The organism is Caballeronia sp. LjRoot29 (assembly GCF_964252755.1).
GTDB lineage: Bacteria > Pseudomonadota > Gammaproteobacteria > Burkholderiales > Burkholderiaceae > Caballeronia.
Genome location: NZ_CAXUPU020000018.1, coordinates 40,985 through 64,076, shown reverse-complemented (window position 1 = coordinate 64,076; position 23,092 = coordinate 40,985). Strand labels below are relative to the sequence as shown.

Here is a 23,092-nt window from a genome sequence, read left to right as displayed (position 1 = left end):
GAGAATGACGATGACTGACATCGACGAATACATGACCGAACTCGGCCGCCGTGCGCGCCGGGCCTCGCGCGCGATGGCGCGTGCATCGACGGCCGCGAAGAACGCCGCGCTCGAAGCGGTGGCGAACGCGATCGAACGCGAGCGCGCGGCATTGAAAGACGCCAACGCGCGCGATCTTGCCCGCGCTCGCGATAAAGGCCACGACGCTGCGTTTATCGACCGCCTGACGTTGTCGGAGAAAGCACTCAATACGATGATCGAAGGCTTGCGGCAAGTGGCCGCGCTGCCTGACCCGATTGGTGAAATCAGCGGCCTGAAGTTTCGGCCCAGCGGGATTCAGGTCGGCCAGATGCGCGTGCCGCTCGGCGTGATCGGGATCATTTATGAATCGCGGCCGAACGTGACTATCGATGCCGCCGCTTTGTGCCTGAAGTCGGGCAACGCGACCATCCTGCGCGGCGGTTCCGAGGCGCTGGAATGCAATACGGCGTTGGCACGGTTGATCGGTGAAGGCCTTGAAACTGCCGGTTTGCCGCAGGAAGCTGTGCAAGTTGTCGCGACTGCCGATCGTGCGGCGGTGGGCAGGCTGATCACCATGATCGAGTACGTCGATGTGATCGTGCCGCGCGGCGGCAAGGGACTGATCGAACGATTGATGGCCGAAGCGCGCGTGCCGATGATCAAACATCTGGACGGCATCTGCCATGTCTACGTGGACGACCGAGCGGATCTGAACAAGGCGCTCAACGTCTGCGATAACGCGAAAACGCATCGTTACGGAACGTGCAACACGATGGAAACGCTGTTGATCGCGAAGAGCATTGCGGCAGAAGCGCTGCCTTTGCTCGCCAGCGCGTTCAAGGTGAAAGACGTGGAATTGCGCGTCGACCCCGCCGCGCGCGCCGTGTTGCAGCAAGCGAAATACGACGGCCCGCTCAACGACGCGACTCAAGCCGACTGGAGCACCGAATATCTCGCGCCCATCCTGGCTATCAAACTGGTGAGCGACCTGGACGAAGCCATCGAGCACATCAACACGTATAGCTCGAATCACACCGACGCCATTGTCACCGAAGACCACGACCGCGCCATGCGCTTCCTTCGCGAAGTGGATTCGGCGAGCGTGATGGTCAATGCATCGACGCGTTTCGCCGATGGCTTCGAATTCGGCCTTGGCGCGGAGATCGGCATTTCGAACGACAAGCTGCACGCGCGCGGACCGGTTGGGCTGGACGGTTTGACATCGCTGAAATACGTCGTGCTCGGTCACGGCGAAATCCGCGAATAAACGACGCGAATAAACGACGCTAACAAACGACGACAATAAGCGAGACCGCCATTCCAATGCTCTGGATCAAATCGCTGCATATAGTATTAGTGGCCTCGTGGTTTGCGGGCCTGTTCTACCTGCCGCGTATCTTCGTCAATCTCGCGATGGAAACCGAGCCCGCAGCGACCGCTCGTTTGCTCCTCATGGCACGCAAGCTGTTCCGCTTCATGACGTTTATCGCGGTGCCGGCGCTGGCTTGTGGTTTATGGCTGTTGCTGGATGTGGGTATCGGGCAAGGGCAGGGCTGGATGCACGCGAAGCTCGGCATTGTGGTGCTGATCATTCTGTACCACGCGTATTGCGGTGTTTTGTTGCGTCGTTTTCAGCGCGGCGAGAACACGCGCTCTGATAAGTGGTACCGAATGTTTAACGAATTGCCGGTGCTTGGGCTGCTCGGTGCGACGCTTTTAGTTGTAGTCAAACCGTTTTAAGCAGCAAGCATGTTGCAGTAAAAGAAACGCCGGCCAACGTGCCGGCGTTTTGCTTTTCGGCCGCTCCGTCTGCCTCAAGTGCGTGATCTGTGCGGTCTTATCCAAGGTGCTCGGGTCTATCCCAGCTCTCGTTCGCTCGAGCGATGATCTGTTTCACCAGATCCGCCGATGTCTCGACGATCGCGTATTCGTCCTGTCCCGGTCCCCCCATCTTGACGCGTTCATTTCGGTAGCGCATGCCGCTGGCGAACGGCGCCCGACCCGACGTGTGATATTCGACGCAGCCCGTTTCATCGATCAATTGCGCAATATTGTTAAGCCGCACGCCGGCACCGGGCATGACGGTGAGCCGCTTGCCCGCAGCCTCACGCAGTTTGCTGATCAGGAGTGCGCCTTCCAGCGCGTTGGCTTCCTGGCCCGAAGTGAGAAGGCGAGTGCAACCTGTCGCGGTGATGTCTTCAAGCGCTTTGAGCGGATCGCGCGCGACGTCGAATGCGCGATGGAACGTGACCGGCATGGGCGCAGCCAGTTCAACGAGATGCTTGGTACGGGGCACATCGATATCACCGTCCGCCGTCAGCAACCCGATCACGACACCCTCCACACCGAGTCTCTTGCAGGCAATGATGTCGCGCTCCATCACGTCAAATTCCACGTCCGTGTAAAGAAAGTCGCCACCGCGTGGACGGATGATCACGTTCAACTGTATGGACAACTTATCACGTGCGCTCGATACAGATCCATAAGAAGGCGTGGTGCCGCCTTCCAGCAAGTTGTCGCAAAACTCGACGCGGTCAGCGCCGCCTTCTTGCGCGGCGAGGCATGAGATGACAGAACCTGCACAGACTTCCAGCAAAAACGGTGACGTGGGCATGAATGTGTTTTCTGGTTAAGGCCGCCCTCGCAGCTTAATGCACATCGCTCAGATCGGCGATTCCTGAGGTCCTCCGGGACTTCGGGATCCGAAATTGTATGAGCGCAACTCGATCATGGCGCACGCATGCGGCTCTTTCTTATGAAGTAGATCGGCATGACAGTCGCTATCAGTCCGCTACACACCAACTCAGTATCTTGCAATAACCGAAAAACCGGGCAACGGCGCCAGCGCCTGTCCGGCCGTGACTTCCGTTGCAACCCCCGCCGCTGCTCGAATTCCCCTGCGTAAGCCCTTGATTCCGCTGCGCAAAAGCATCTCTATTTGCGATGTCCGGCATCCGTTTAATTCGGACGTTTCTCATGGTTCTCCGAGCCTCTGACGCCGAGAATCAACTCATCGCATTAAACCAGTGCGCAGCAGGAATTACGGATTCCTTTCCCGATTTGTATTTAAAGACGCTTCCGATTTTCCGCGTAAGAGCCCGTGCAGATAATGCATCCGCTGAAATAAATGCTTCCCGCGACGAATCGTTCCGCGTTGTTTCATAGCGACGCTCACCCTGGCCGGTCCGAGGGCTCACGCCTTCCGCCCGGACGCTCAAAAGTCAAAAGCCATGAAAAATGAAGTACCGGGCGCGATAACGCCCATGCAACCGAACGGCGACGACGCCTTGCTGCAAAGCCTCGTCTGGATGGCTGCCTATCATGGCAAGCCAACCAGCGAAGCGTCCATGCTGTCAGGTCTGCCTGCGGGACGATTCATTCACCGAAGCAGGCGCAACTTGCTATGGAGCAGTCCGGCTTCTCAGTCGGCGTTATCGAACGCCAGCCGAATGAAGTCTCGCCCATGTTGCTGCCCGTCGTGCTGTTTCGAAAGGATCACGGCGGTTGCATCCTGATCGGCCGTTCGCCGAACGACGTCAAGCTCATCAAGCCGGCTGCGGAGATCAAGGAAGGCGACCAACCTGCCCAAATCGAGATGGAAGCGGCTTATCTCGTCGTGTTGCCGGAAGCAGGCTCGAAAGTGGTGGCTATCGGCGTGAGCCAGCTGAAGGCGAACTACACCGGTTTTGCCATGCTCTTGAAGCCTATCGGCCGGAATGATATCCGCGCCGGCGCACCCGCACCCAACAGTGGCAGCCGCACCAATATCAAACTGGACCGACGTTCTTGCAACCGGTAACACGGACAAAGCAGGGACGACCATTGCCGAAGGTACTGATGCAATGGCGATTGGCCTCAATACACATGCTACCGACGTGAGGGCTGTCGCAATTGGGTAGAACGCGCTTGCGACCGCGCAGGACGCTGTTGCAATCGGTAACGGTGCAATTTCGAACGGCATTGGCGCCACCGCGATTGGCGTGAATGCCAGCGTGACCGGCTTGAATGCTCTGTCGATCGGCTATTCCTCTGTTGGCGATAGTCAAGATGCGGTTGCGATCGGATCGAGCGCATACTCAGGCGGTGTGGGAAACGTTGCGATCGGTAAGGAAGCAGCAGTTACGAGCACGGCTGACGGCTCGTTCTTGCTGGGTAATGGAACGACAGCAACCGGCGCGAACACCTTCGTACTGGGTAACAACATTGCCGAGGTAACGGGCACGAACAGCGTTGTGCTGGGTTCAGGCAGCGATGGTTCGCAGAACAATGTGATCTCTGTTGGTTCCAAGGGTAAAGAGCGCAAGATCGTGAACGTGGCTCAGGGTATTGCTGACACGGACGCGGTCAACGTTAGCCAGATGAAGCAGTCTATCAAAGACGGCGGCGGCGGAGACGGCGGTCTGAATCTCGTTACTCAAGACGTCACCAGCAACGACATCATGGTTGCGAAGACGTCAACCGGTAACCATGTCAACTTCGCAAATGGCGCGAATGCGGCTCGTGAACTGATCAACGTGGCAGCAGGTACGACGGCTACCTCAGCGGTGAACCTTGCTCAACTGAAGCCGGCAGTCGACGCGCTCGGCGGCGGTGCATAGGTTGATGCAACGACCGGTGCTGTGACTGGCCCGACGTACACCATCCAGAAGGCTGACAAGCACACGGTTGGTGAAGCATGACATCGTTGGATACGGGCTTGACTGACGCTAACGTCGCTGTTGCCAATTTGAGCAATGCCGGTACGGGCTTGGTCACGCAAGATGCAACGAGCCACGACATCCTGGTGGCGAACAAGGTTGGAGGCAGCCATGTGAACTTCGCTGCTACTGGTGGCACCGCTCGTGAATTGACGGGTGTTGCAGCAGGTACGACGCTTACTTAGGCAGTCAACGTTAGTCAGTTGCAGCCGATGGCAGCAGCATTGGGTGGCGGAGCAGGCGTCAGTGCAGCCGGTGTCTTCACCGCACCGACGTACACAGTCCAGAAGGGTAGCCAGAACAACGTTGGTTCCGCGTGACTGCACTGGATACCGGCTTGACTACGGCCCAGATCCAGATTGCGGATATGAACGCGACCTCGGGTCAGGGTCTGGTGCTTCAGAATGCAACGACCGGCGCGATCACGGTGGGTGCAACGGCAACGGGTAACACAGTCGACGTGTCGGGTCTGAATGGCACGAAGCGCGTGGTTACGGGCGTAGACGCTGGAAACGTGAGTGAGTCGAGCTACGACGCAATCAATGGTTCGCAACTGTTCAAGACTGCTTCCGCTCTCGCAACGGCGATCGGCGGCGGTGCAGCTCTGAACGCCGACGGTTCGATCACGCAGCCTTCGTTTAGCGTTGGCGGTAACACGGTTCACAACATGGGTGATGCAATTACCCATGTTGACGGCCGCTTAACCACCAACACGACGAACCTGACGACCCTGCAGACGCAAGTGAACAACATCACGACGAACGGTGTAGCAAATCCGAACGAAGTGGCGTATGACTCGTCGACGCATGACAAGCTCACGCTGACCGGCTCGAACGGCACTTGTACCACGTTGCTGACGAACCTGACGGCTGGCGCAGTGGAAGCAGGCAGCACGGACGCAGTAACCGGCGACCAGTTGAACACCACGAACGCCAATGTCTCGGCACTCGAAACGTCGGTGAAGAACTTCTCTACCATGGGTTCCAGCAGCATCGGCATCAATGGTACGAACGGTACGAACGGCACCAACGGTACGTCGCCAGCAGCTGCTTCGGCAACTGGCAACGACGCAATCGCCCTGGGTGACGGCGCTTCGGCTTCTGGCGATCACGCAATTGTGATTGGCGGCGGCGGAGCAACCGGCACGGGTTCGGGCGTAGTGGTGATTGGTCGCGGCGCGGGCGCATCGGGTACGGACTCGGTCGCTATTGGCAACGGTGCTTCGGCTCCGGCCAACAACGCAGTGGCGCTGGGTGCGAACTTGGTTGCTGATCGTGACAACAGCGTTCGGTCGGTTCCGGTGACCAGCAACGCCAGATCACGAACGTTGCAGCCGGTGCGCAGGGTACGGACGCTGTCAACCTGAACCAGATGAACTCGGCGATGGGCGGTATTGCTCGTAAGGCTTACAGCGGTATTGCGGCAGCCACTGCGCTGGCCATGATCCGGGACGTCGACGCGAACAAGACGCTGTCGATCGGTATTGGGGGTGGTACGTTCCAAGGCTATGCAGCAACGGCCATTTGCGGTGCGGCTTGTATCACGCAAAACATCAAGGTCCGCGTGGGTGCCGGTTGGTCGGCAGCGGGTACAACGGTCGGTGCTGGTGCTTCGTACCGGTGGTAATCGAAGTCTGACCTGAGGGGAGCCCGGTTCGTCAAAGCCGGGTTTTTCGGAAGGTTGGTCTTGTCAGTTTTTAAGCTGTAATTAAACTAAAAGCGGGTTCTTCTTCGGAAGAACCCGCTTTTTTTCGCCTGCTGCAGGCCTGATCGCCTCAACCACGAGGTCAGTTCCTGGATCAGCGTTGGACGGCAGCCCGAATGCCAACCCTGATTATTTTTCTACTCGTCGTCGATCAAGCACACCCTTCGCTTCAGCCAATCTCTCTGCAAACTCGGGTCCACGCGCCAGCGCCACACCCACTGCCAGAATGTCGCCGATCGCGAGGTGCGAAACGCGCGATGTCATCGGCGAAAAGATATCCGTGTCTTCGTCTACGTTCGCGAACAGGCCTACGCTCGCCATGCGTGCGAGCGGCGAATTGCCATGTGTAATCGCGATCACCTTTGCACCGCCATGCAGCGCCGATTTCACCGCCTCGAGAATGTCGCGTGTCCGGCCCGTGTTCGAAATCACCACCACCACGTCCCCGGCAGCCAACAACGTTGCCGATGTGGTGTACGTATGCGGATCGGAATACGCCACGCTCGGCACACCAAGACGGAAGAACTTGTGCTGGATATCGAGCGCTGCAATTCCCGACCCTCCCGCGCCATAGAACTCGATGCGCCGCGCCTCCGCCAGCAATGTGATCGCGGCCGCCACGCTATCCGATGACAAACTGTTGCGCACCTGTAGCAACGCGCCGATAGTCCGATCCAGCACCTTCGCTGCAACGCCGGCCGCAGGTTCATCGGCGCGAACGTCGCGGAAAACTGCGGGCGCAGGGACGTCGGAGGCAATGCTTTGGGCCAGCCGGATCTTGAATTCGCGGAACCCTGAAAACCCCAGCGCCTGACAAAAACGCGCGATAGTCGGCTGACTTACCCCCGCGCGCGCGGCGAAGTCGGTCATGGCCAGATCAAGCACCTCGCGCGGCGCTTCAAGGACGTAATCGGCAAGCTTGCGCTCGGAGGGGCGCAATTGCTCGCGCATTGCTTCGACCTGGGACAGCAACATCGGGAATCTCGCCTATGCTGGAATTGCGTGGACTATAGCTGATTCGTAAGAATGTACAAAAACTACAGAACAAAACACGCAACAAAGTTCATTCGGTATCGATAATAAGCATTCAAAGTAAGCCTACCCGTAACAGCTCAGCCAATTCAGGCGAAAACTAAGGGTTTTCCAGATGGTGATTATGTAGTTTTTCTACTAAAATTCTGTTCATGGCACGGGACGTCTCAAAAACAAAATCAACCCGGTTTCCCGCGATCGTTCAACCTGGCGTCAATCGCCCGCTCGCCGCCCATCGGCGAAGGAGTTTCGATGGTTTCCCCGCATTCGCATCTCAACACCGTGACGCAACGCGTGATCGAGCGCAGTAAGCCGACGCGCGCGGCGTATCTGGCGCGTATCGATGGCGCCCAAGGTCATTTCCCCGCCCGCGGCGCATTGTCGTGCGCCAACCTCGCGCACGGCTTCGCCGGCCTTGAGGGCCAGGAAAAAATCTCGATCAAGGCGGTCAAAGAGCCGAACATCGGCATTGTTTCGTCTTATAACGAGATGCTCTCGGCTCACGCGCCTTTCAAGAATTATCCCGACATCATCAAGCAGGCAGCGCGCGAAGCGGGCGGTGTGGCGCAATTCGCCGGCGGCGTTCCTGCCATGTGCGATGGCGTGACGCAAGGCAACGCGGGCATGGAACTGTCGCTGTTTTCGCGCGAAGTGATTGCCATGAGCACGGCGGTCGCGCTGACCCACAATATGTTCGATGCCGCCCTGTGCCTCGGCATCTGCGACAAGATCGTACCGGGCCTCTTGATTGGCGCGCTGCAATTCGGTCATCTGCCAACTGTTTTCGTGCCCGCCGGGCCCATGACCAGCGGCCTCACGAACGACGACAAGGCCAAGGTCCGCCAGCAGTTCGCAACGGGCGGGTGCGACCGGGACGCGCTGCTCGAAGCGGAAGCCGCTGCGTATCACGGCCACGGCACGTGTACTTTCTACGGCACGGCGAACAGCAACCAGATGCTGATGGAAGTGATGGGCTTGCATCTGCCGGGTTCGGCGTTCATCCATCCGCATACGCCATTACGGGACGCGCTGACCGCAGAAGCCGCCAAGCGCGTTCTCGAATTGACGGTCGAGCGTGGCCATTACACGCCGGTTGGCCATGTGGTCGATGAAAAAGCCATCGTGAACGGCATCGTTGCGTTGCTGGCAACAGGCGGTTCGACCAACCACACTCTGCATCTTGTGGCGATCGCGCGCGCGGCGGGCATCGTGATCGACTGGAATGACTTCGATGAGCTCTCGCAAGCCGTGCCGCTGACGGCGCGGATCTATCCGAACGGCAAGGCCGATGTGAACCATTTCCACGCTGCCGGCGGCGTGGCGTATCTGGTGCGCGATTTGCTCAGTGCCGGGTTGCTGCACGAAGACGTTAAAACGGTCGCGGGCGAAGGCCTCAAGCACTACACGCGCGAACCGAAATTAATCGATGGCAAGCTGCAATGGGTCGACGGCGCCGAATCCAGCCACGACACAAAAGTTTTACGCAGCCACAAGGAACCGTTCGCACCCGATGGCGGTCTGCGTCTGATGCAAGGCAAGCTCGGTCGCGGCGTCATCAAGATTTCGGCGGTGGCGGACGCGCATCGGCACGTGAAGGCGCCGGCGATTGTTTTTGATTCGCAGGAACAAGTGCAAGAAGCCTTCGATAACGGCGAGCTCAAGCGTGATTTCGTGGCTATTGTGCGGTTCCAGGGAGCGCGCGCGAACGGCATGCCGGAGTTGCACCGGTTGACGCCGCTTCTCGGCGTGTTGCAGGATCAGGGCTTCCATGTGGCGTTGGTGACGGACGGGCGCATGTCGGGGGCATCGGGCAAGGTTCCCGCCGTGATCCATATCTCGCCGGAAGCGTTGCTGCACGGTCCGATTGGTAAGGTCCGCACGGGCGACATGATTGTTATCGATGCAAACAAGGGCGTGCTTGATATTGAGATTGATGCTGGCGAATGGGCTGCGCGTGAAGTCGAGCAGCCGAAGCATCAGGCGGAAAACGAAGTAGGCTTTGGACGCGAGCTGTTCGGCGTGTTCCGCAACGCAGCGATGCCGGCGGAGCTGGGCGCGTCAGTGTTCGGCCCGATGGTCGGAGAGGCGAAGTAAAGGCAACTTTGCCTAAGAAGTGCCATGCAGCCGAAGAGATCCAACATAAGGAGCAACAAATGAAATCAGTAAGCGAAATCGTGCGCCTCGGGCCGGTTATTCCGGTGCTTGCTTTCGAATCGGCCGAACAGGGCGAAAGCGTTTCGCGCGCGCTGCACGCGGGTGGTGTGAAGGTTCTCGAGATCACGTTGCGCACGGCAGCAGGACTTGAAGCAATAGAACGGGCGAGCCATTTGGCCGATGACATCGTGGTCGGTGTTGGCACGATCACCAAGCCTGAGCATTGCGGGCAAGCCAAGAAAGCGGGCGCGCAGTTCGGGGTATCGCCGGGACTGACGAAAGACATCCACCAGGCTGCGCTCGATTGCGGACTGCCGCTTCTGCCGGGCGTGATGACGCCGACGGACATCATCGTGGCAATAGAGCTCGGCTACGAAATCGTGAAGCTGTTCCCGGCACAACAGGCGGGCGGCATCGCGATGTTGCAAGCGCTCAACGGTCCGTTCCCCGGTTTGAAGTTCTGCCCGACGGGCGGCATCACCGCTGAAACGGCGCCGAGCTTCCTGGCGCTGCCGAACGTGGTGTGCGTGGGTGGTTCGTGGCTGACGCCCAAGGCTGCGCTCACCGCGCGCAACTGGGAAGAGGTCACACGTCTCGCTCGTGCAGCGAGCACGCTGGCGCCACCACAGCACTGACGTGCGCAAGGAGGGCCAGTCCACGCCTCACCCTTCGCAATAAGTAGTAACCCAAAAACCTCCGCACTCGACCGCGGTGGTTTTTTCACATTTGGACACCCTTACCGCGCGAGTTTCTCAACCTGCAAGTAAAATCCGCAACAGTCATTAGCCGACTGCACGCGTTGATCCATCGTCCGTTCTGAAAGTCGATGAAAACCGCAGCGCAGGAAAGAAACATCAACGAACATGGGAGGCGCTACATGGAGCCAGTCCACGGCAGCATGCTGCTGGTGTACGGGGTGATTGCAATTGGGCTGCTGATCCTGCTGATCACGCGCTACAAGGTTTATCCGTTTCTCGTCCTGATCATCGTTTCATTGCTGCTTGGCCTCGCCGCCGGCATGCCAATGGACAAGATCGTGAAGGCCTTCGAAACGGGCAATGGCAATACGCTTGGGCACATAGCGATCGTGGTCGGTCTTGGCACGATGCTCGGCAAGATGATGGCCGAATCGGGCGGAGCCGAAAGAGTCGCTAATACGCTGATTGCGTGGTTCGGCGAAAAACATATTCACTGGGCAATGATGGTCGTGGCGATCATAGTCGGCTTGCCGGTGTTCTTTGAAGTCGGCTTTGTGCTGCTGATTCCGATTGCTTTCAACGTGGCGAAGCGCACGGGCAAGTCGCTGCTGCTGATCGGCTTGCCGATGGTCGCCGGTCTTTCCGTTGTCCACGGGCTGATCCCGCCGCACCCGGCCGCCATGCTCGCCGTGCAGGCGTATCACGCGGATATTGGCCGCACGATCATCTACGGGCTGATCGTCGGCGTGCCGACGGCGATTGTCGCGGGTCCGCTGTTCGCGTTGCTGATCCACAAATACATCAAGCTGCCAGAGCACAATCCGCTCGCGGCGCAGTTCATCGATTCACGCAAGGAAGGTGATCCGCCGCGCGAACTGCCGGGTTTCGGCATCACGTTGTTCACCATTTTGCTGCCCGTGATCTTGATGCTGATTGGCAGCTGGGCGGACCTGATCTCCACGCCGAAAACCTTGCCGAATGATGTGCTGCATTTCATCGGCAATTCGGACGTGGCGTTGCTGATCGCGGTGCTGTTCAGCTTCTGGAGCTTCGGGAAGTCGCGCGGGTTTGATCGCGAGCAGATCCAGAAATTCTGCGGCGAGTCGCTGGCGCCCATTGCAGGGATCACATTGATTGTGGGCGCCGGTGGCGGCTTCGGTAATGTGCTGCGCGAGAGCGGGATTTCGCAGCAGCTGGTAACCGTCGCAACGGCCGCGCATTTATCGCCGCTGTTGCTTGGCTGGTTCGTCGCGGCGCTGATTCGTCTGGCAACCGGTTCCGCGACTGTCGCCATGACCACTGCGTGCGGGATCGTCGCGCCGATCGCATCGGCGGCAGGGGCGAGCGTGAGCCCTGAATTACTGGTGCTGGCAACCGGTTGCGGCTCGCTGATTTTCTCGCACGTGAACGATGGCGGTTTCTGGCTGATCAAGGAATATTTCGGCATGACGGTGGGTCAGACGTTCAAGACCTGGTCACTGTGCGAGACGATCATTTCGGTAATGGGTTTGGGTTTGACCTTCGTGCTAGCGTCGGTCGTGTAAGGAGATTCTGATGATATTGATCGTGATGGGTGTATCCGGCTGTGGCAAGACGACAATTGGCGAAATGCTGGCGCGGCGGCTGAACTGCGATTTCGCCGATGCCGACAGCTTTCACAGCCAGGCTAACAAGGACAAGATGCACAAGGGCATTCCCTTGACGGATGAGGATCGCTGGCCCTGGCTGAATGCGATTCGGGCATCGATAGTGGAAAAGCAGGCGACCGGCACCGTGCATGTGTATGCGTGCTCGGCGTTGAAACGCGTATACCGCGACATTCTCCGCCAGGGCGACAAGGACGTGACCTTCGTTTATTTGAAGGGATCGCCGGAATTGCTGCGCGAACGGATCAAGACGCGCAAGGGCCATTTCTTTGACCCGGCGTTGTTGCAAAGCCAGCTCGATACGCTTGAACCGCCGGGACCTGACGAAGCGATTGAAGCGGACATTGCGTTGTCGCCTGAGCAGCTTGTGGACAAAGTGTTGAAGGAAGTGAAGGATCGTTGACTACGGATACCACGGGTCACTCCGGTGCGGCGGGGGATCCAATGGCCGTCACCGTTGCGTCAGGAGCAGCGCCGGTCAAGCCGGTCATCAACGGCATAACCGACGATCACGGCGTGCCGATTGTCGGTCCGACAAGTGACCCGCATCCGACATGAGCGGGACGGTTACGCCGGGGGACAAGATCACGATGTACGACGGCGCAACGCCGATCGGCTCGGTCATTATTTGCGGGGACGGCAAGTGGACGGTTCAGCCCGAAAAGGATCTGGGTAGCGGCACGCATGACATCTATGTGCTCGAGACGAGCCCGTCGGGCGTACCGAGCACTCGGGTGCGCATACCGAGTTGCTGGTTCAGCAAGGCGTGCAGATCATCGTGCATTAAGGTGTGAATCCGCTCTCGCTGGTTGAGGAGAGCGGTTGATCAAGAACGCAAGCAGAAAGCCAAGCCGTTACCGGAGTGATCCGTGAACGGCTTTTGTTGCCTTTTGCCGAGTCGCATTCTCATGGCAATCGCGTATTGGAGCGCAAACTGATTACACCGTCCGAGGACTCGCTACGACGCTGCGCCAACAGAAGCAAACGCCGAGATAATTTCTTTACTTGGTCTATAAAGTTTGTCCTCTCGGCCTCAAGCAAAAAATGCAATAAAGCGTTGCACCAATGTGATCGACTCGCGTCATAAAACCGAATAGCCTTTCGCGGCATAGGTGAATTTAACCTATATTTTTTGCGATATTCTCAATCATTGATTCGACATCCTGATCTATCAAATATCCCACTGCAAATCACACTACTTTAGTCATGCCATAGGACATATTAGAAGAGCGTTAGTACTTCTCTACCTAATCAACATTGGAATGTCCCTTCACTCATCCAAACGCTACAAGAAAAAGCCGGGGCGTGAAATGTCGGGTGAAAAAACGCGTCGATTCCTTATCAAAAGAGGATGCAAATAGTGGCGTCTGATACAGATACGCGGGTCCAAGCGGTTATAACGGAAGTAAGCGGCACTGCGCGGCGACAATTGTTCTGTCCGGCGGCCACAGTAGTTGACGCCATACACGGCACAATGGCTGGCGGCATGACCCACAATGAAACACCATTGATTGTGGGTAGGGCCGATCCATTCGCCACCGTCGACGTGTATGACAGCGCCACGTTGCTCGGCGTAGCGGTGGCGAATGGACAAGGCGCATGGTCGCTGCAACTATCGACCCCTCTGTTCGATGGTATTCACGACCTCTCCGCAGTCCAGGCAACGGACTACGGGACAGGCCGCGTCGCGACCTATTTCGCCGTCACGGTGGAAGCGTCCGAACGCGTTCAGGCGACCTTCGAAGAAAGTGTTGCACCTACAGACGCAATTCGCGTATTCGACGCGGCCAGAGAGCCAGGGCAGGCGTATTTCCCTCCAAATTATTTCACCGTGCGATCAACGGAGGCTTCAGCAGAAGTAGAAGCCAGCGCTGCAAAGAACGATCGCAGTGTGCCGCCAGATCCTCCACCGCCGGCGAATGCCGAGGCAGCAATCGACTCGCAAGCGTACGTGAGGCAGGCATTGACGGGTGTAGCAGGGGGAAAGAGTTTTGACACCGTTGCGTTTCTGGGCCATCACCTCGCGCTCGATCTCAACGGTTTCGCGTTTGCGTTGCCAGTCGCATATGCGCCCAACATAGGTGGATTTGATCTCGGCGGCCACCATAACGCGCTCACTCTGTCTCTCGCCGACGTCCTTTCTCTAGGCGGCCACAACCTTTTCGTCGACGATGGCAAACGCCAGGTGATCGTCAACGGCAAGGCGGGTGACTCCGTCGACCTAACCAATTCGCACGTAACTGGCTTATCCGAACGTGCGTGGCAGCAGCATGGAGCGGCGCACGTGGGAGGGGGCACGTATAACGTGGTCGAGCACTCGAGCGCGAACACGGAGTTGCTGGTTCAGCAGGGCGTTCACATCGCGCTGCATCACTAAGCAAAGCGCTGACTTCTTACTGAAAGGGACGTCAAATGGCTACTGGCATTAACACTCGCTCCCCGGCGGAGATCACGGAGCTGGAAGGCAGGGCGGATCGCGGCTCGACTTCGAAAATACAGGGTGCCTCGCAGGCGTCGAATAACGCGGGGACTGAAACTGGGCCCTTACCTCACGCTGATCTTGTCTCAACGTTGAGCCCGGCAATGGATGGCGATGCGCAATTGTATGTAAAACATGTGTTGCCGCCCATCGAAGGCGGCAAGGGTTTTGACATGATCGGTTTTTCGGGCGACCACCTCGTGCCGTCAAAGACGGATTACGACTGGCGTGCCTCGAACCGATCAGGCCGCACGAAATTTCTGTCGGGATCTGAAGCAAAAAAAGCCGCTCCGAAAAACTGGAGCGGCTTTTGCACGGGTTGAAAACAGTGCGTTATTTGATTCGCTGCGCCAGTTCCACGGCTTTACCCACATAGGAATGCGGCGTCATGTCGAGCAGGAGCTTCTTGGCATCGTCGGGAATGGCGAGACCATTGATAAACGTCTGCAACCCTTCCCGCGTAATGCCTTTACCGCGCGTGAGTTCCTTCAGTTGTTCATACGGGTTCTCAATGCCATAACGGCGCATCACCGTCTGGATAGGCTCAGCCAGAACTTCCCAGCAGTTATCCAGATCTTCATTCAAGCGCGCGGCGTTCACTTCAAGCTTGTCCAGCCCGCGAATCAGCGAGTCGTATGAAAGCAGTGAATAGCCGAACGCAACGCCAATGTTACGCAACACGGTTGAATCCGTGAGGTCGCGCTGCCAGCGGGAAATGGGCAATTTATCCGCGAGATGGCGCAGCAGCGCGTTGGCCATTCCCAGATTGCCTTCCGAATTTTCGAAGTCGATAGGATTGACCTTATGCGGCATGGTCGATGACCCAATCTCACCCGCTTTCGTCCGCTGCTTGAAATAGCCTACCGAGATGTAACCCCACACATCGCGGTCGAGATCCAGAAGGATGGTGTTGGCGCGCGAGATGGCATCGAAGAGTTCGGCCATGTAGTCGTGCGGTTCAATCTGGATGGTGTATGGATTGAACGTGAGTTGCAGGCGGTCTTCCACCACGGCTTTCGAGAACGTTTCCCAATCGAATTCCGGATAAGCCGACAAATGCGCATTGAAGTTGCCCACGGCGCCGTTCATCTTTCCAAGGATCGGCACTTCGGCAATCCGCTCGATCGCACCTTGCAACCGCGCTGCCACGTTCGCCATTTCCTTGCCGAGCGTAGTCGGACTTGCCGGCTGACCGTGCGTGCGGGAGAGCATGGGCTGCGCAGCGTTGGCCTGCGCCAGCTTGACCAAACGTTCGTGCACCGAGCGCAGGGCAGGCAGCAACACATGTTCGCGAGCGCCGGCCAGCATCATGCCGTGCGACGTGTTGTTGATATCTTCCGACGTACACGCAAAGTGGATGAACTCGCTGGCTTTTTCGAGTTCCGGCTGCCCTTTCACGGATTCCTTCAGCCAGTACTCGACCGCTTTCACGTCGTGATTCGTGACCTTTTCGATGTCCTTGATCCTGGCGGCATCGTGCGCGGTGAAGCGTGCGGCGAGTTGCAGGAGGAAGTCTTCGGCGGCGTTGGAGAAGCGCGGGATTTCATCGAATCCCGCTTGCGCCAGCGCGATCAGCCAGTGAATTTCCACCTTCACGCGATGCTTCATGAACGCATATTCCGATAGCCACTCGCGCAGCGCCTCGGTTTTGGCGGCGTAGCGGCCATCGAGCGGCGAGAGCGCGGTCAGGGCGAAAAGGGTATCGGGACGGGTATCGGACATGGTGGGGAGCCGCGCAGTGAGACAAAAGGAGTAGCGGATTTTACCATTTGGCCGGGGAGGGGCCGAACGGGGGCGGTCTAGCTGGGATTGTTTGAGAAAGGCATCGCGTGAAAAGCCGTCGCAATTGATCTTCGTGAGCCGCGAACGATTGATTGTGAACCACAATGGTCGCGTTATTTGCGTGAGGGATACAACTTGGCCGTGACACTCAAACTATCGGACGAGCTGATCGAGATTGCAAAGTCGAATTCAGCGGCATTGCATCGTTCGATCGCACAATAATTCGAGCATTGGGCATGGCTCGGAAAGCGAGTTGAAGAAAAATCCCATCCTGGCGCGCACTTCAGTAAGTTGGGCAACGCTGACAATTCGTGCTAGCATTGCAGTCAATGACAGCAAATCGGGGGGCTAGTGGCAACGCTGACAATTCGCAATCTGGACGATCAAGTGAAGGCGCTGCTTCGTCTAGAAGCGGCCCGGCATGGCCGGTCCATGGAAGAAGAGGTGCGAGTGATCTTACAGAACGCATTGGCGGGTACCGCAAACGTGAACGGTTTTGGCAGCCGTGTTCATCAACGCTTCGCGAGCTTCGCCGACGAGGGCCTGTCGCTACCGGATCGCACGGAACAGCCTCGGGCCGCCGAGTTTCCGGAATGATCATTCTGGACACAAACGTCTTGTCCGAACTCATGCGAGCCGAGCCTGACGAGAACGTAATAGCGTGGCTCGATTCGCAGAATTCGCAGGACCTGCACACTACAGCCATCACTGTTGCGAAGTTGTTATATGGTGTCGCCCGGCTCGCGCACGGCAGACGCAAAACCGCATTGCGCGGCGCGATCGAGTCGATGCTCGACGGAGAACTGGCCGGCAGGGTATTGCCCTTCGATGGTGACTCCGCGCGTTGCTACGCCATGCTCGTAGCTGAACGCGAGGCACATGGCCGGCCAATCAGTTCAGCCGACGCGCAAATTGCCGCTATCTGCCACGCCCGTGATGCAGTGCTCGCTACTCGAAACGGCAAGGACTTCGAGGCGACAGGCATCCCAATCATCGATCCTTGGACGATGGAGTAGTGTTCACGTCTACCTGCCCCGCAACACCCTATCCAACGCCTCCAACTGCGCCGCCGTTCCAACGTTCTCCCATCGCCCTTCAAACAACTCGCCGGTGGCGCGTCCTGCTGCGACCGTCTCCTGGTAATACGGCGTCAATGCGCGCCGAGTGTTGGGAGCGAGATCGCGGAACATGCGCGTATCGTACAAACCGATATTGCCGAACGTGAAGCGCGGCTCGTTATCGAGCGAGAGGATGCCGTCCTGGCGCAATGCAAAGTCGCCGAGACGATGAAACGGCGGGTTCGGCACCATCACCAGATGCATTGCCGGCGTTGCTTCCAGCGCCATCTCCGCGGCGCGCTCGCGCAAGCTCGCGTAGTCGAACTCGCAAAACACGTCGCCGCTGACTGCTGCGAATACGGTGGGTTCGCCGTTCTCTTCCAGCAGCGGTAAAGCATGCCCAACGCCGCCTGCCGTTTCCAACGCATGCATCTCGGCCGAATATCGCAGTTGAACGCCCCACCTGGAACCATCGCCGAGTTTGGAATGGAACATCCGTCCAAGCCACGCGTGATTGATCACAATCGTCTTGAAACCCGCCGCGGCAAGCCGTTCAATCTGCCAGACGATCAGCGGCTTGCCGCCCGCCAGAAGCAGCGGCTTGGGACACGAGTCCGTCAGCGGACGCATGCGCTCGCCACGCCCGGCGGCGAAAATCATCGCGGTAGTCAACGTGGAGTTCAACGTGGCGCTCAAAACGTATAACCCACGTCAACGGCGCGTCCTTCGAGCGTATCGAGCAACCGCGCAAACGGACGCAACGGCCTGTACCGCTCCGAAACTTTCCGCGCATAGCCAATAAATCGCGGCAAATCGGCCAGATACTGCGGCTTGCCATCGCGATGATAAATCCGCGCAAAAAGCCCCAACACCTTGATATGTCGCTGCAAGCCCATCCATTCAATCTGCCGATAAAACTCGCCGAAATCCCCATCCACGGGCAATCCGGCTTTGCGCGCGTCTTCCCAGTAGTACACGAAGCAGTCCAGTTCGAACTCTTCTTCCCAGCTGATGAACGCATCGCGCAGCAACGACGCGATGTCATAACTCAACGGCCCGTACACCGCGTCCTGAAAATCGAGCACGCCGGGATTCGGCTCGCTGACCATCAGGTTTCGCGGCATGAAGTCACGCAGCATGAAAACCTGCGGCTGGGCCAATGCGCTTTCGACCAGAACGTTGAACGTGTCGTCGAGGACCTTGCGTTCGGCCGCCTCCAGTGTATGGCCCAGATGCTTCGCCACGAACCACTCCGGCATCAGTTCCATTTCGCGCCGCAGGAACGCTCCATCGAAGGCAGGCAGCAGGCCTTCACGCGACGTCATCTGGAACTTGATCAATGCGTCAATCGCCGCGCGCATCAGCGGCCGGGCGTTCTTTTCATCGAGGACGGAGAGGTAGGTGGCCGTGCCCAGATCCGTGACCAGCATGAAGCCGGCATCGAAATCCGTCTCCAGGATCAGCGGCACATGCACACCCGCATCACGCAACAACCCGGCCACCTGCACGAACTCGCGGCACTTCTCGGGCGGCGGGGCATCGACGGCAATCAGCGTCTTGCCGAAATCGCTGTCGGCGGACAAGCGGAAATAGCGCCGGAAACTGGCGTCGGTGGAAGCGGGAGCAAGCGTTGAAAGATCCAGCCGATACCGCTCGGCTAAGGGTTGCAGCCAGTCGTGAAGCTGGGTAAGGCGAAAATCGGTGTTTGGCGGCGTCATAAATTCGAGGGGTGAAACGTCTTGCCATATAATACCCCACGACTTTTTTAAGCATTCCGTTTGCGCCCGGCGCGAAGCCTTTGGCAGGCCATGAAGGCTGCCGCTGGTCGAGATCACCGCCCGTTTCATCCATCGATCGATTCACTTTCGTTCGCAGCGAACCGACAACTCCGGTGGCGCGAGTCCCGGTGGCTGTGCCCGGGTGCTCTCGTCGAGCGCCGAGCGTGACGCGATTGAACAGCACTCAAACATGCCGCCACGACAGTTTTCCAAACCAGTTCCATTGCGCGAAGCGCGGCCACGCAGGCGGCGGCTGTTCGCGGCGTTGATCGCCGTGCCAGGCCTCATGCCGGCGCTCGCGCACGCGCAGCTAGCGGGTGCGGCAGCCGACACCCAGCCACTCGGCGACGCCTGGAGCCTGCGGCTCGCGCCGCAGCTCCAGGAGCGCCCGTTGCAGCAGGGCAGCCAGCCGGCTACGTTTGTCCTCGGCGACCACACCACGGGCACAGCCGACCAGGACATGGCCGCGAAGGGTTCGGCGGAATTGCGTCGTAATGTTTCGGTGATCAAGTCGGACGCGCTGCATTACGACCAGGACACCGACATGGCCGATGCTTACGGCCATGTCAGGATATTCAACAACGGCAATTCGTTCATCGGCCCGGAAGCGCACTTGAAGGTGGAGGCGAACGAGGGTTACATGACGAACCCGAAGTACCGCTTCAATCTCTCGAACGGCTCGGGCAGCGCGCAGCGCGCGGACCTGATCAACGACGAGCAAACGAAGGTCGACCACGGTACCTACACGGCGTGTTCGTGCGAGACCGACCCGGCGTGGTACATCAAGGGCACGTCGTTTGACTTCGATACCGGCGCGAACGAAGGCGTCGCGCACAACGGCGTGCTGTTCTTCCAGGGCTTCCCGGTATTCGCGAGTCCGTGGCTGTCGTTCCCGCTGACCGGCGAACGGCGCAGCGGTCTCTTGCCGCCCACGGTGTCGGTGAATTCGACGACCGGTTTTGAAGTATCGCTGCCGTATTACTTCAATATCGCGCCGAATCGCGACCTGGTGGTCACGCCGCGCATCATGACCCGGCGCGGCATTCAGATCCAGTCCACGTTCCGGTATTTGTCGCCGACTTATTCGGGCACGATCACCGGCGAATTCCTGCCGCAGGACTTGCAGACGCATACGAACCGCTATGCGATCTACATCCAGCACCAGCAGAACTTTGGTGGCGGTTTCGGCGCGTATATCAACTACAACAAGGTCTCGGACAATCAGTATCCGGAAGACCTGGGTAACGCGTCGAACCAGATCATCAACGGCACCCAGGTCCTGTATCAGCAGGAAGTGGGTGTCACGTACAACAACGGGCCGTGGTCCATTCTCGCGCACGAGCAGCGCTGGCAAGTGTTGCCGCCGGCAACCTCGCCGTATGCCCGCGAACCGCAGTTGAACGTGCTGTACAACAAGTACAACGTTGGCGGCATCGACTACGGCGCGGAAGCGGATTACACGCGTTTCACGACGACCATCGCGGATTCCACGGAAGGCCAGCGCGTTGTATTTAATCCGTACCTGAGCTACAGCGTCACTGGACCGGGTTATTTCGTCACCCCGAAGGTGCAGTATCACCTGGCGTCGTACGACTTGAACGAGATCGGCAGCGCAGCCAATGGCACGCCACCGAACCAGCCGAAGAACCTGACGGAATCCATTCCTACGGTCAGCTTCGACACCGGCCTCGTGTTCGACCGCTCGGTGCGCATCTTCGGGCAGGATTACATCCAGACGCTGGAACCGCGGCTGTATTACGTGTACACGCCGTACCGCAACCAACAATTCGCGCCTATTTTCGATACCGGCCAGTCTGACTTCAGCCTCGCTGAAATCTACACGCCGAACACGTACGCGGGTAACGACCGTATCGCCGATGCCAACCGTCTCACGGTCGGCCTGACCTCGCGTTTCATCAACCCGGCAACGGGCGACGAACGCGCGCGTTTTGTGATTGCGCAGCAGTATTATTTCCAGCCGCAGCGCGTCACGATCACGGAAGGCCAGCCGCTCGACCAGGCGAAACACTCCGACCTGATCCTGGGCGCGTCCTTCAAGCTGGGCGCTGGTTTTTCACAGGAAACCGCGTTCCAATATAATGCCGATAACAACCAGCTGGTGCGTTCGAGCATTGGTTTCGGGTATAGCCCCGCCGCGCGCGAAGTCATCAATATTGGGTATAGATACACGCGGGCGAACGAGACCACGCTGTCCACCTCGCCGATCAACCAGATTCTGGTTTCTGCACAATGGCCATTATCGCGACACATTTATAGCGTCGCCCGGGTGAACTACGATCTGGCAGGCCATCGTCTCGTCGACGGGCTGCTGGGCTTCCAGTACGATGCCGACTGCTGGACGCTGGGCGTGGGCTTGCAGCGTTACGCAAACGGTATCACTAGCACCGGAAGTAACACTGCCGGGACGCGTATTCTTGCTCAAATGACGTTCAAGGGCTTGTCGAACGTCGATAATGGCTTGACCGCGGCGTTCCGCGCCGGCGTCAACGGTTACACGCCGCCACCGCCTCCGCCCGCACCGCTCGCGCGTTACACGAATTACGAATGAGCGTGTGTCGTGAGTGCGGAATGGGCGGCGGTACGCCGCAGGTAATAGTGCACAAGCAATAGGGCCGGTCACCGGCCGCAATCGATGGAGTATCTGTGTCAAACATGAACAAGTTGAAGTGCGCAATGGTCGCGGCAGGTGTTTTCGCGGCAGCTTTACTGGCCGGCCCGGTGGCGCACGCTCAGGCGCTGGCGCCCATCAAGGCGGGCGGCGCACAGATTGCGGATTCGGTCGTGGCCATTGTGAACAATGACGTCATCACGGAACGTGAACTCGCCGACCGCACGGGTCTGATCGTGCGCCGCCTGCAACAGCAGAACGCGCCGGTTCCCCCGGCGGATCAGCTGCAACGCCAGGTGCTCGACCAGATGGTGGTCGAGCGCATTCAGTTGCAGAAGGCGAAGGAAGACAACATCACCATTGACGACGCCACCGTGCAACGCACGCTCGAGCGTCTCGCGCAGCAAAACAACATGACGCTCGACGTGTACCGCGCGCGCATTGAAGCGCAAGGGGTGCCCTGGACGACGTTCCAACGCGATGCCCGCACCGAGCTGACGCTATCGAAATTGCGTGAGAAAGAGGTGGACAGCAAGATCACGGTGTCGGACGGCGAAGTGGCCAACTACGTGGCCAGCCAGCGTGGACCGGGCGCGCGCGGGTCCAACGACCTGCATCTCCAGCACATCATGTTCAAGGTGCCGGAGAACGCAACGCAGGCTGACATTGCCGCTATCCAGGCGAAGGCCGAAGGCGTGCTGAAAGATGCGCAAAGCGGATCGGACTTCACCAAGCTCGCCAAGAACAATTCGCAAGATACCGATGCACCCAAGGGCGGCGATCTCGGTTTCCGCACGCAGGCTTCGCTGCCGGCTGACATTGTGAGCGCGGTTGCCAGTCTCCGTCCGAACGAAGTGAACCCCCAACTGATTCGCACCGCCGGCGGTTTCGAGATCATCAAGCTGGTGGAACGCCGCGTAGGCCAGGGCCAGGCTGCTGATGCACCGAAACTCGTGCAAACCCACGTTCGCCACATCCTGCTGCGCGTAGCCGACGGCGTGTCCGAGGCGGCCGCGCGTCAAAAGCTGCTCGATATCCGCAGCGACGTTGCGAAGGGCGGCGATTTCGCCAACTTCGCGCGGACGTATTCGCAGGATGGTTCGGCGTCGCAGGGCGGCGATCTCGGCTGGATCAGCCCGGGTGAAACCGTGCCGGAATTCGAGCGCGCGATGAACAACCTGCAAGACGGCCAAGTCAGCGAGCCGGTGCGCAGCGAGTACGGTTATCACTTGATTCAGGTACTGGGACGCCGCGATGCGGAAGGTTCGGTACAGCAGCAACTGGACACGGCACGTCAGGCGATCGGTCAGCGCAAGGCGGAGCAAGCGTACTCTGACTGGCTGCGTGAACTGCGCGACACCGCTTATGTGCAGTACAAGGGTGTTGCAGCTCAGCAAGCGATGAACCAGTAAGG

Annotated in this window: 25 protein-coding genes; 20 read left to right on the top strand and 5 right to left on the bottom strand. The window is 58.7% G+C overall.

The genetic code is table 11. The annotated features are described in order from the left end of the window. The first annotated feature begins 10 nt into the window (after nt 1–10). Nucleotides 11–1,288 carry a glutamate-5-semialdehyde dehydrogenase gene (locus ACSQ83_RS19955; protein ID WP_436229345.1) on the top strand — a complete coding sequence of 426 codons (1,278 nt, stop codon included), beginning with the start codon at nt 11–13 and terminating at the stop codon, nt 1,286–1,288. A 56-nt stretch (nt 1,289–1,344) separates the two neighbouring features. Next, complete coding sequence (locus tag ACSQ83_RS19950) at nt 1,345–1,761, top strand: CopD family protein (protein WP_436229344.1); 417 nt, start codon at nt 1,345–1,347, stop codon at nt 1,759–1,761. 97 nt (nt 1,762–1,858) lie between these two features. Here the strand turns inward: ACSQ83_RS19950 and ACSQ83_RS19945 are convergent, their stop codons facing one another. After that, nucleotides 1,859–2,635 (bottom strand): copper homeostasis protein CutC, encoded by a 777-nt coding sequence (locus ACSQ83_RS19945; protein WP_436229343.1) that lies wholly within the window; start codon nt 2,633–2,635, stop codon nt 1,859–1,861. A gap of 789 nt (nt 2,636–3,424) precedes the next feature. Between ACSQ83_RS19945 and ACSQ83_RS19940 the strand changes: the two genes are divergently transcribed. The 6 genes from ACSQ83_RS19940 (at nt 3,425) to ACSQ83_RS19915 (ending at nt 6,344) form a co-directional block, all read left to right on the top strand. Continuing rightward, nucleotides 3,425–3,820, top strand: coding sequence for a hypothetical protein (locus ACSQ83_RS19940; RefSeq protein WP_414950089.1), 396 nt, complete (start codon nt 3,425–3,427; stop codon nt 3,818–3,820). Next, nucleotides 3,738–3,920 carry a hypothetical protein gene (locus tag ACSQ83_RS19935; RefSeq protein ID WP_414950091.1) on the top strand — a complete coding sequence of 61 codons (183 nt, stop codon included), beginning with the start codon at nt 3,738–3,740 and terminating at the stop codon, nt 3,918–3,920. The genes ACSQ83_RS19940 and ACSQ83_RS19935 overlap by 83 nt, the downstream gene beginning before the upstream one ends. A gap of 81 nt (nt 3,921–4,001) precedes the next feature. Beyond that, a complete protein-coding gene (locus ACSQ83_RS19930; RefSeq protein ID WP_436229342.1) occupies nt 4,002–4,619 on the top strand; it encodes a hypothetical protein in 618 nt (205 codons plus the stop codon). 77 nt (nt 4,620–4,696) lie between these two features. Continuing rightward, on the top strand, nt 4,697–4,903 hold the full coding sequence (locus ACSQ83_RS19925; protein WP_436229341.1) for a hypothetical protein: 207 nt from the start codon (nt 4,697–4,699) through the stop codon (nt 4,901–4,903). A 152-nt stretch (nt 4,904–5,055) separates the two neighbouring features. Further along, nucleotides 5,056–6,084 (top strand): hypothetical protein, encoded by a 1,029-nt coding sequence (locus ACSQ83_RS19920; RefSeq protein ID WP_436229340.1) that lies wholly within the window; start codon nt 5,056–5,058, stop codon nt 6,082–6,084. Then, nucleotides 6,036–6,344 carry a YadA-like family protein gene (locus tag ACSQ83_RS19915; RefSeq protein WP_436229380.1) on the top strand — a complete coding sequence of 103 codons (309 nt, stop codon included), beginning with the start codon at nt 6,036–6,038 and terminating at the stop codon, nt 6,342–6,344. The genes ACSQ83_RS19920 and ACSQ83_RS19915 overlap by 49 nt, the downstream gene beginning before the upstream one ends. A gap of 207 nt (nt 6,345–6,551) precedes the next feature. On the opposite strand, the gene ACSQ83_RS19910 is transcribed toward ACSQ83_RS19915, so the two are convergent. Further along, nucleotides 6,552–7,397 (bottom strand): MurR/RpiR family transcriptional regulator, encoded by an 846-nt coding sequence (locus ACSQ83_RS19910; RefSeq protein ID WP_436229339.1) that lies wholly within the window; start codon nt 7,395–7,397, stop codon nt 6,552–6,554. A 309-nt stretch (nt 7,398–7,706) separates the two neighbouring features. Between ACSQ83_RS19910 and edd the strand changes: the two genes are divergently transcribed. From edd to ACSQ83_RS19870, 8 genes are all read left to right on the top strand, one after another. Next, complete coding sequence (gene edd, locus ACSQ83_RS19905) at nt 7,707–9,548, top strand: phosphogluconate dehydratase (protein ID WP_414950102.1); 1,842 nt, start codon at nt 7,707–7,709, stop codon at nt 9,546–9,548. 59 nt (nt 9,549–9,607) lie between these two features. Then, nucleotides 9,608–10,243, top strand: a complete 636-nt coding sequence (eda, locus tag ACSQ83_RS19900) for a bifunctional 4-hydroxy-2-oxoglutarate aldolase/2-dehydro-3-deoxy-phosphogluconate aldolase (protein ID WP_414966485.1) — start codon at nt 9,608–9,610, stop codon at nt 10,241–10,243. A gap of 242 nt (nt 10,244–10,485) precedes the next feature. Then, entirely contained in the window at nt 10,486–11,850 is a 1,365-nt protein-coding gene (locus tag ACSQ83_RS19895) for a GntP family permease (protein ID WP_436229338.1), read from the top strand. Nucleotides 11,851–11,860: 10 nt separating this feature from the next. Continuing rightward, nucleotides 11,861–12,355 (top strand): gluconokinase, encoded by a 495-nt coding sequence (locus ACSQ83_RS19890; protein ID WP_414950106.1) that lies wholly within the window; start codon nt 11,861–11,863, stop codon nt 12,353–12,355. Then, nucleotides 12,352–12,510: a hypothetical protein gene (locus ACSQ83_RS19885; protein ID WP_436229337.1), complete on the top strand. Its 159-nt coding sequence runs from the start codon at nt 12,352–12,354 to the stop codon at nt 12,508–12,510. Before ACSQ83_RS19890 ends, ACSQ83_RS19885 begins: the two co-directional genes overlap by 4 nt. Beyond that, complete coding sequence (locus tag ACSQ83_RS19880) at nt 12,507–12,746, top strand: hypothetical protein (RefSeq protein WP_436229336.1); 240 nt, start codon at nt 12,507–12,509, stop codon at nt 12,744–12,746. Before ACSQ83_RS19885 ends, ACSQ83_RS19880 begins: the two co-directional genes overlap by 4 nt. A gap of 692 nt (nt 12,747–13,438) precedes the next feature. Further along, entirely contained in the window at nt 13,439–14,329 is an 891-nt protein-coding gene (locus ACSQ83_RS19875) for a hypothetical protein (protein ID WP_436229335.1), read from the top strand. 206 nt (nt 14,330–14,535) lie between these two features. Then, nucleotides 14,536–14,754 (top strand): hypothetical protein, encoded by a 219-nt coding sequence (locus ACSQ83_RS19870; protein WP_436229334.1) that lies wholly within the window; start codon nt 14,536–14,538, stop codon nt 14,752–14,754. 10 nt (nt 14,755–14,764) lie between these two features. Here ACSQ83_RS19870 and purB read toward each other — a convergent pair whose 3' ends face one another. Beyond that, entirely contained in the window at nt 14,765–16,153 is a 1,389-nt protein-coding gene (purB, locus tag ACSQ83_RS19865; protein ID WP_436229333.1) for an adenylosuccinate lyase, read from the bottom strand. A gap of 411 nt (nt 16,154–16,564) precedes the next feature. Here purB and ACSQ83_RS19860 point away from each other — a divergent pair, with 411 nt between their 5' ends. Beyond that, nucleotides 16,565–16,810: a FitA-like ribbon-helix-helix domain-containing protein gene (locus ACSQ83_RS19860; protein ID WP_414950115.1), complete on the top strand. Its 246-nt coding sequence runs from the start codon at nt 16,565–16,567 to the stop codon at nt 16,808–16,810. After that, nucleotides 16,807–17,229 carry a type II toxin-antitoxin system VapC family toxin gene (locus ACSQ83_RS19855; protein WP_436229332.1) on the top strand — a complete coding sequence of 141 codons (423 nt, stop codon included), beginning with the start codon at nt 16,807–16,809 and terminating at the stop codon, nt 17,227–17,229. The genes ACSQ83_RS19860 and ACSQ83_RS19855 overlap by 4 nt, the downstream gene beginning before the upstream one ends. Before the next feature lie 9 nt (nt 17,230–17,238). Here the strand turns inward: ACSQ83_RS19855 and murU are convergent, their stop codons facing one another. After that, entirely contained in the window at nt 17,239–17,955 is a 717-nt protein-coding gene (murU, locus tag ACSQ83_RS19850) for an N-acetylmuramate alpha-1-phosphate uridylyltransferase MurU (RefSeq protein ID WP_436229331.1), read from the bottom strand. Nucleotides 17,956–17,963: 8 nt separating this feature from the next. Further along, nucleotides 17,964–18,989 carry an aminoglycoside phosphotransferase family protein gene (locus tag ACSQ83_RS19845; protein ID WP_436229330.1) on the bottom strand — a complete coding sequence of 342 codons (1,026 nt, stop codon included), beginning with the start codon at nt 18,987–18,989 and terminating at the stop codon, nt 17,964–17,966. A 250-nt stretch (nt 18,990–19,239) separates the two neighbouring features. Between ACSQ83_RS19845 and ACSQ83_RS19840 the strand changes: the two genes are divergently transcribed. Further along, nucleotides 19,240–21,618: an LPS-assembly protein LptD gene (locus tag ACSQ83_RS19840; protein WP_436229329.1), complete on the top strand. Its 2,379-nt coding sequence runs from the start codon at nt 19,240–19,242 to the stop codon at nt 21,616–21,618. A gap of 104 nt (nt 21,619–21,722) precedes the next feature. Beyond that, nucleotides 21,723–23,090, top strand: a complete 1,368-nt coding sequence (locus ACSQ83_RS19835) for a peptidylprolyl isomerase (protein ID WP_414950125.1) — start codon at nt 21,723–21,725, stop codon at nt 23,088–23,090. Nucleotides 23,091–23,092: the final 2 nt, after the last annotated feature.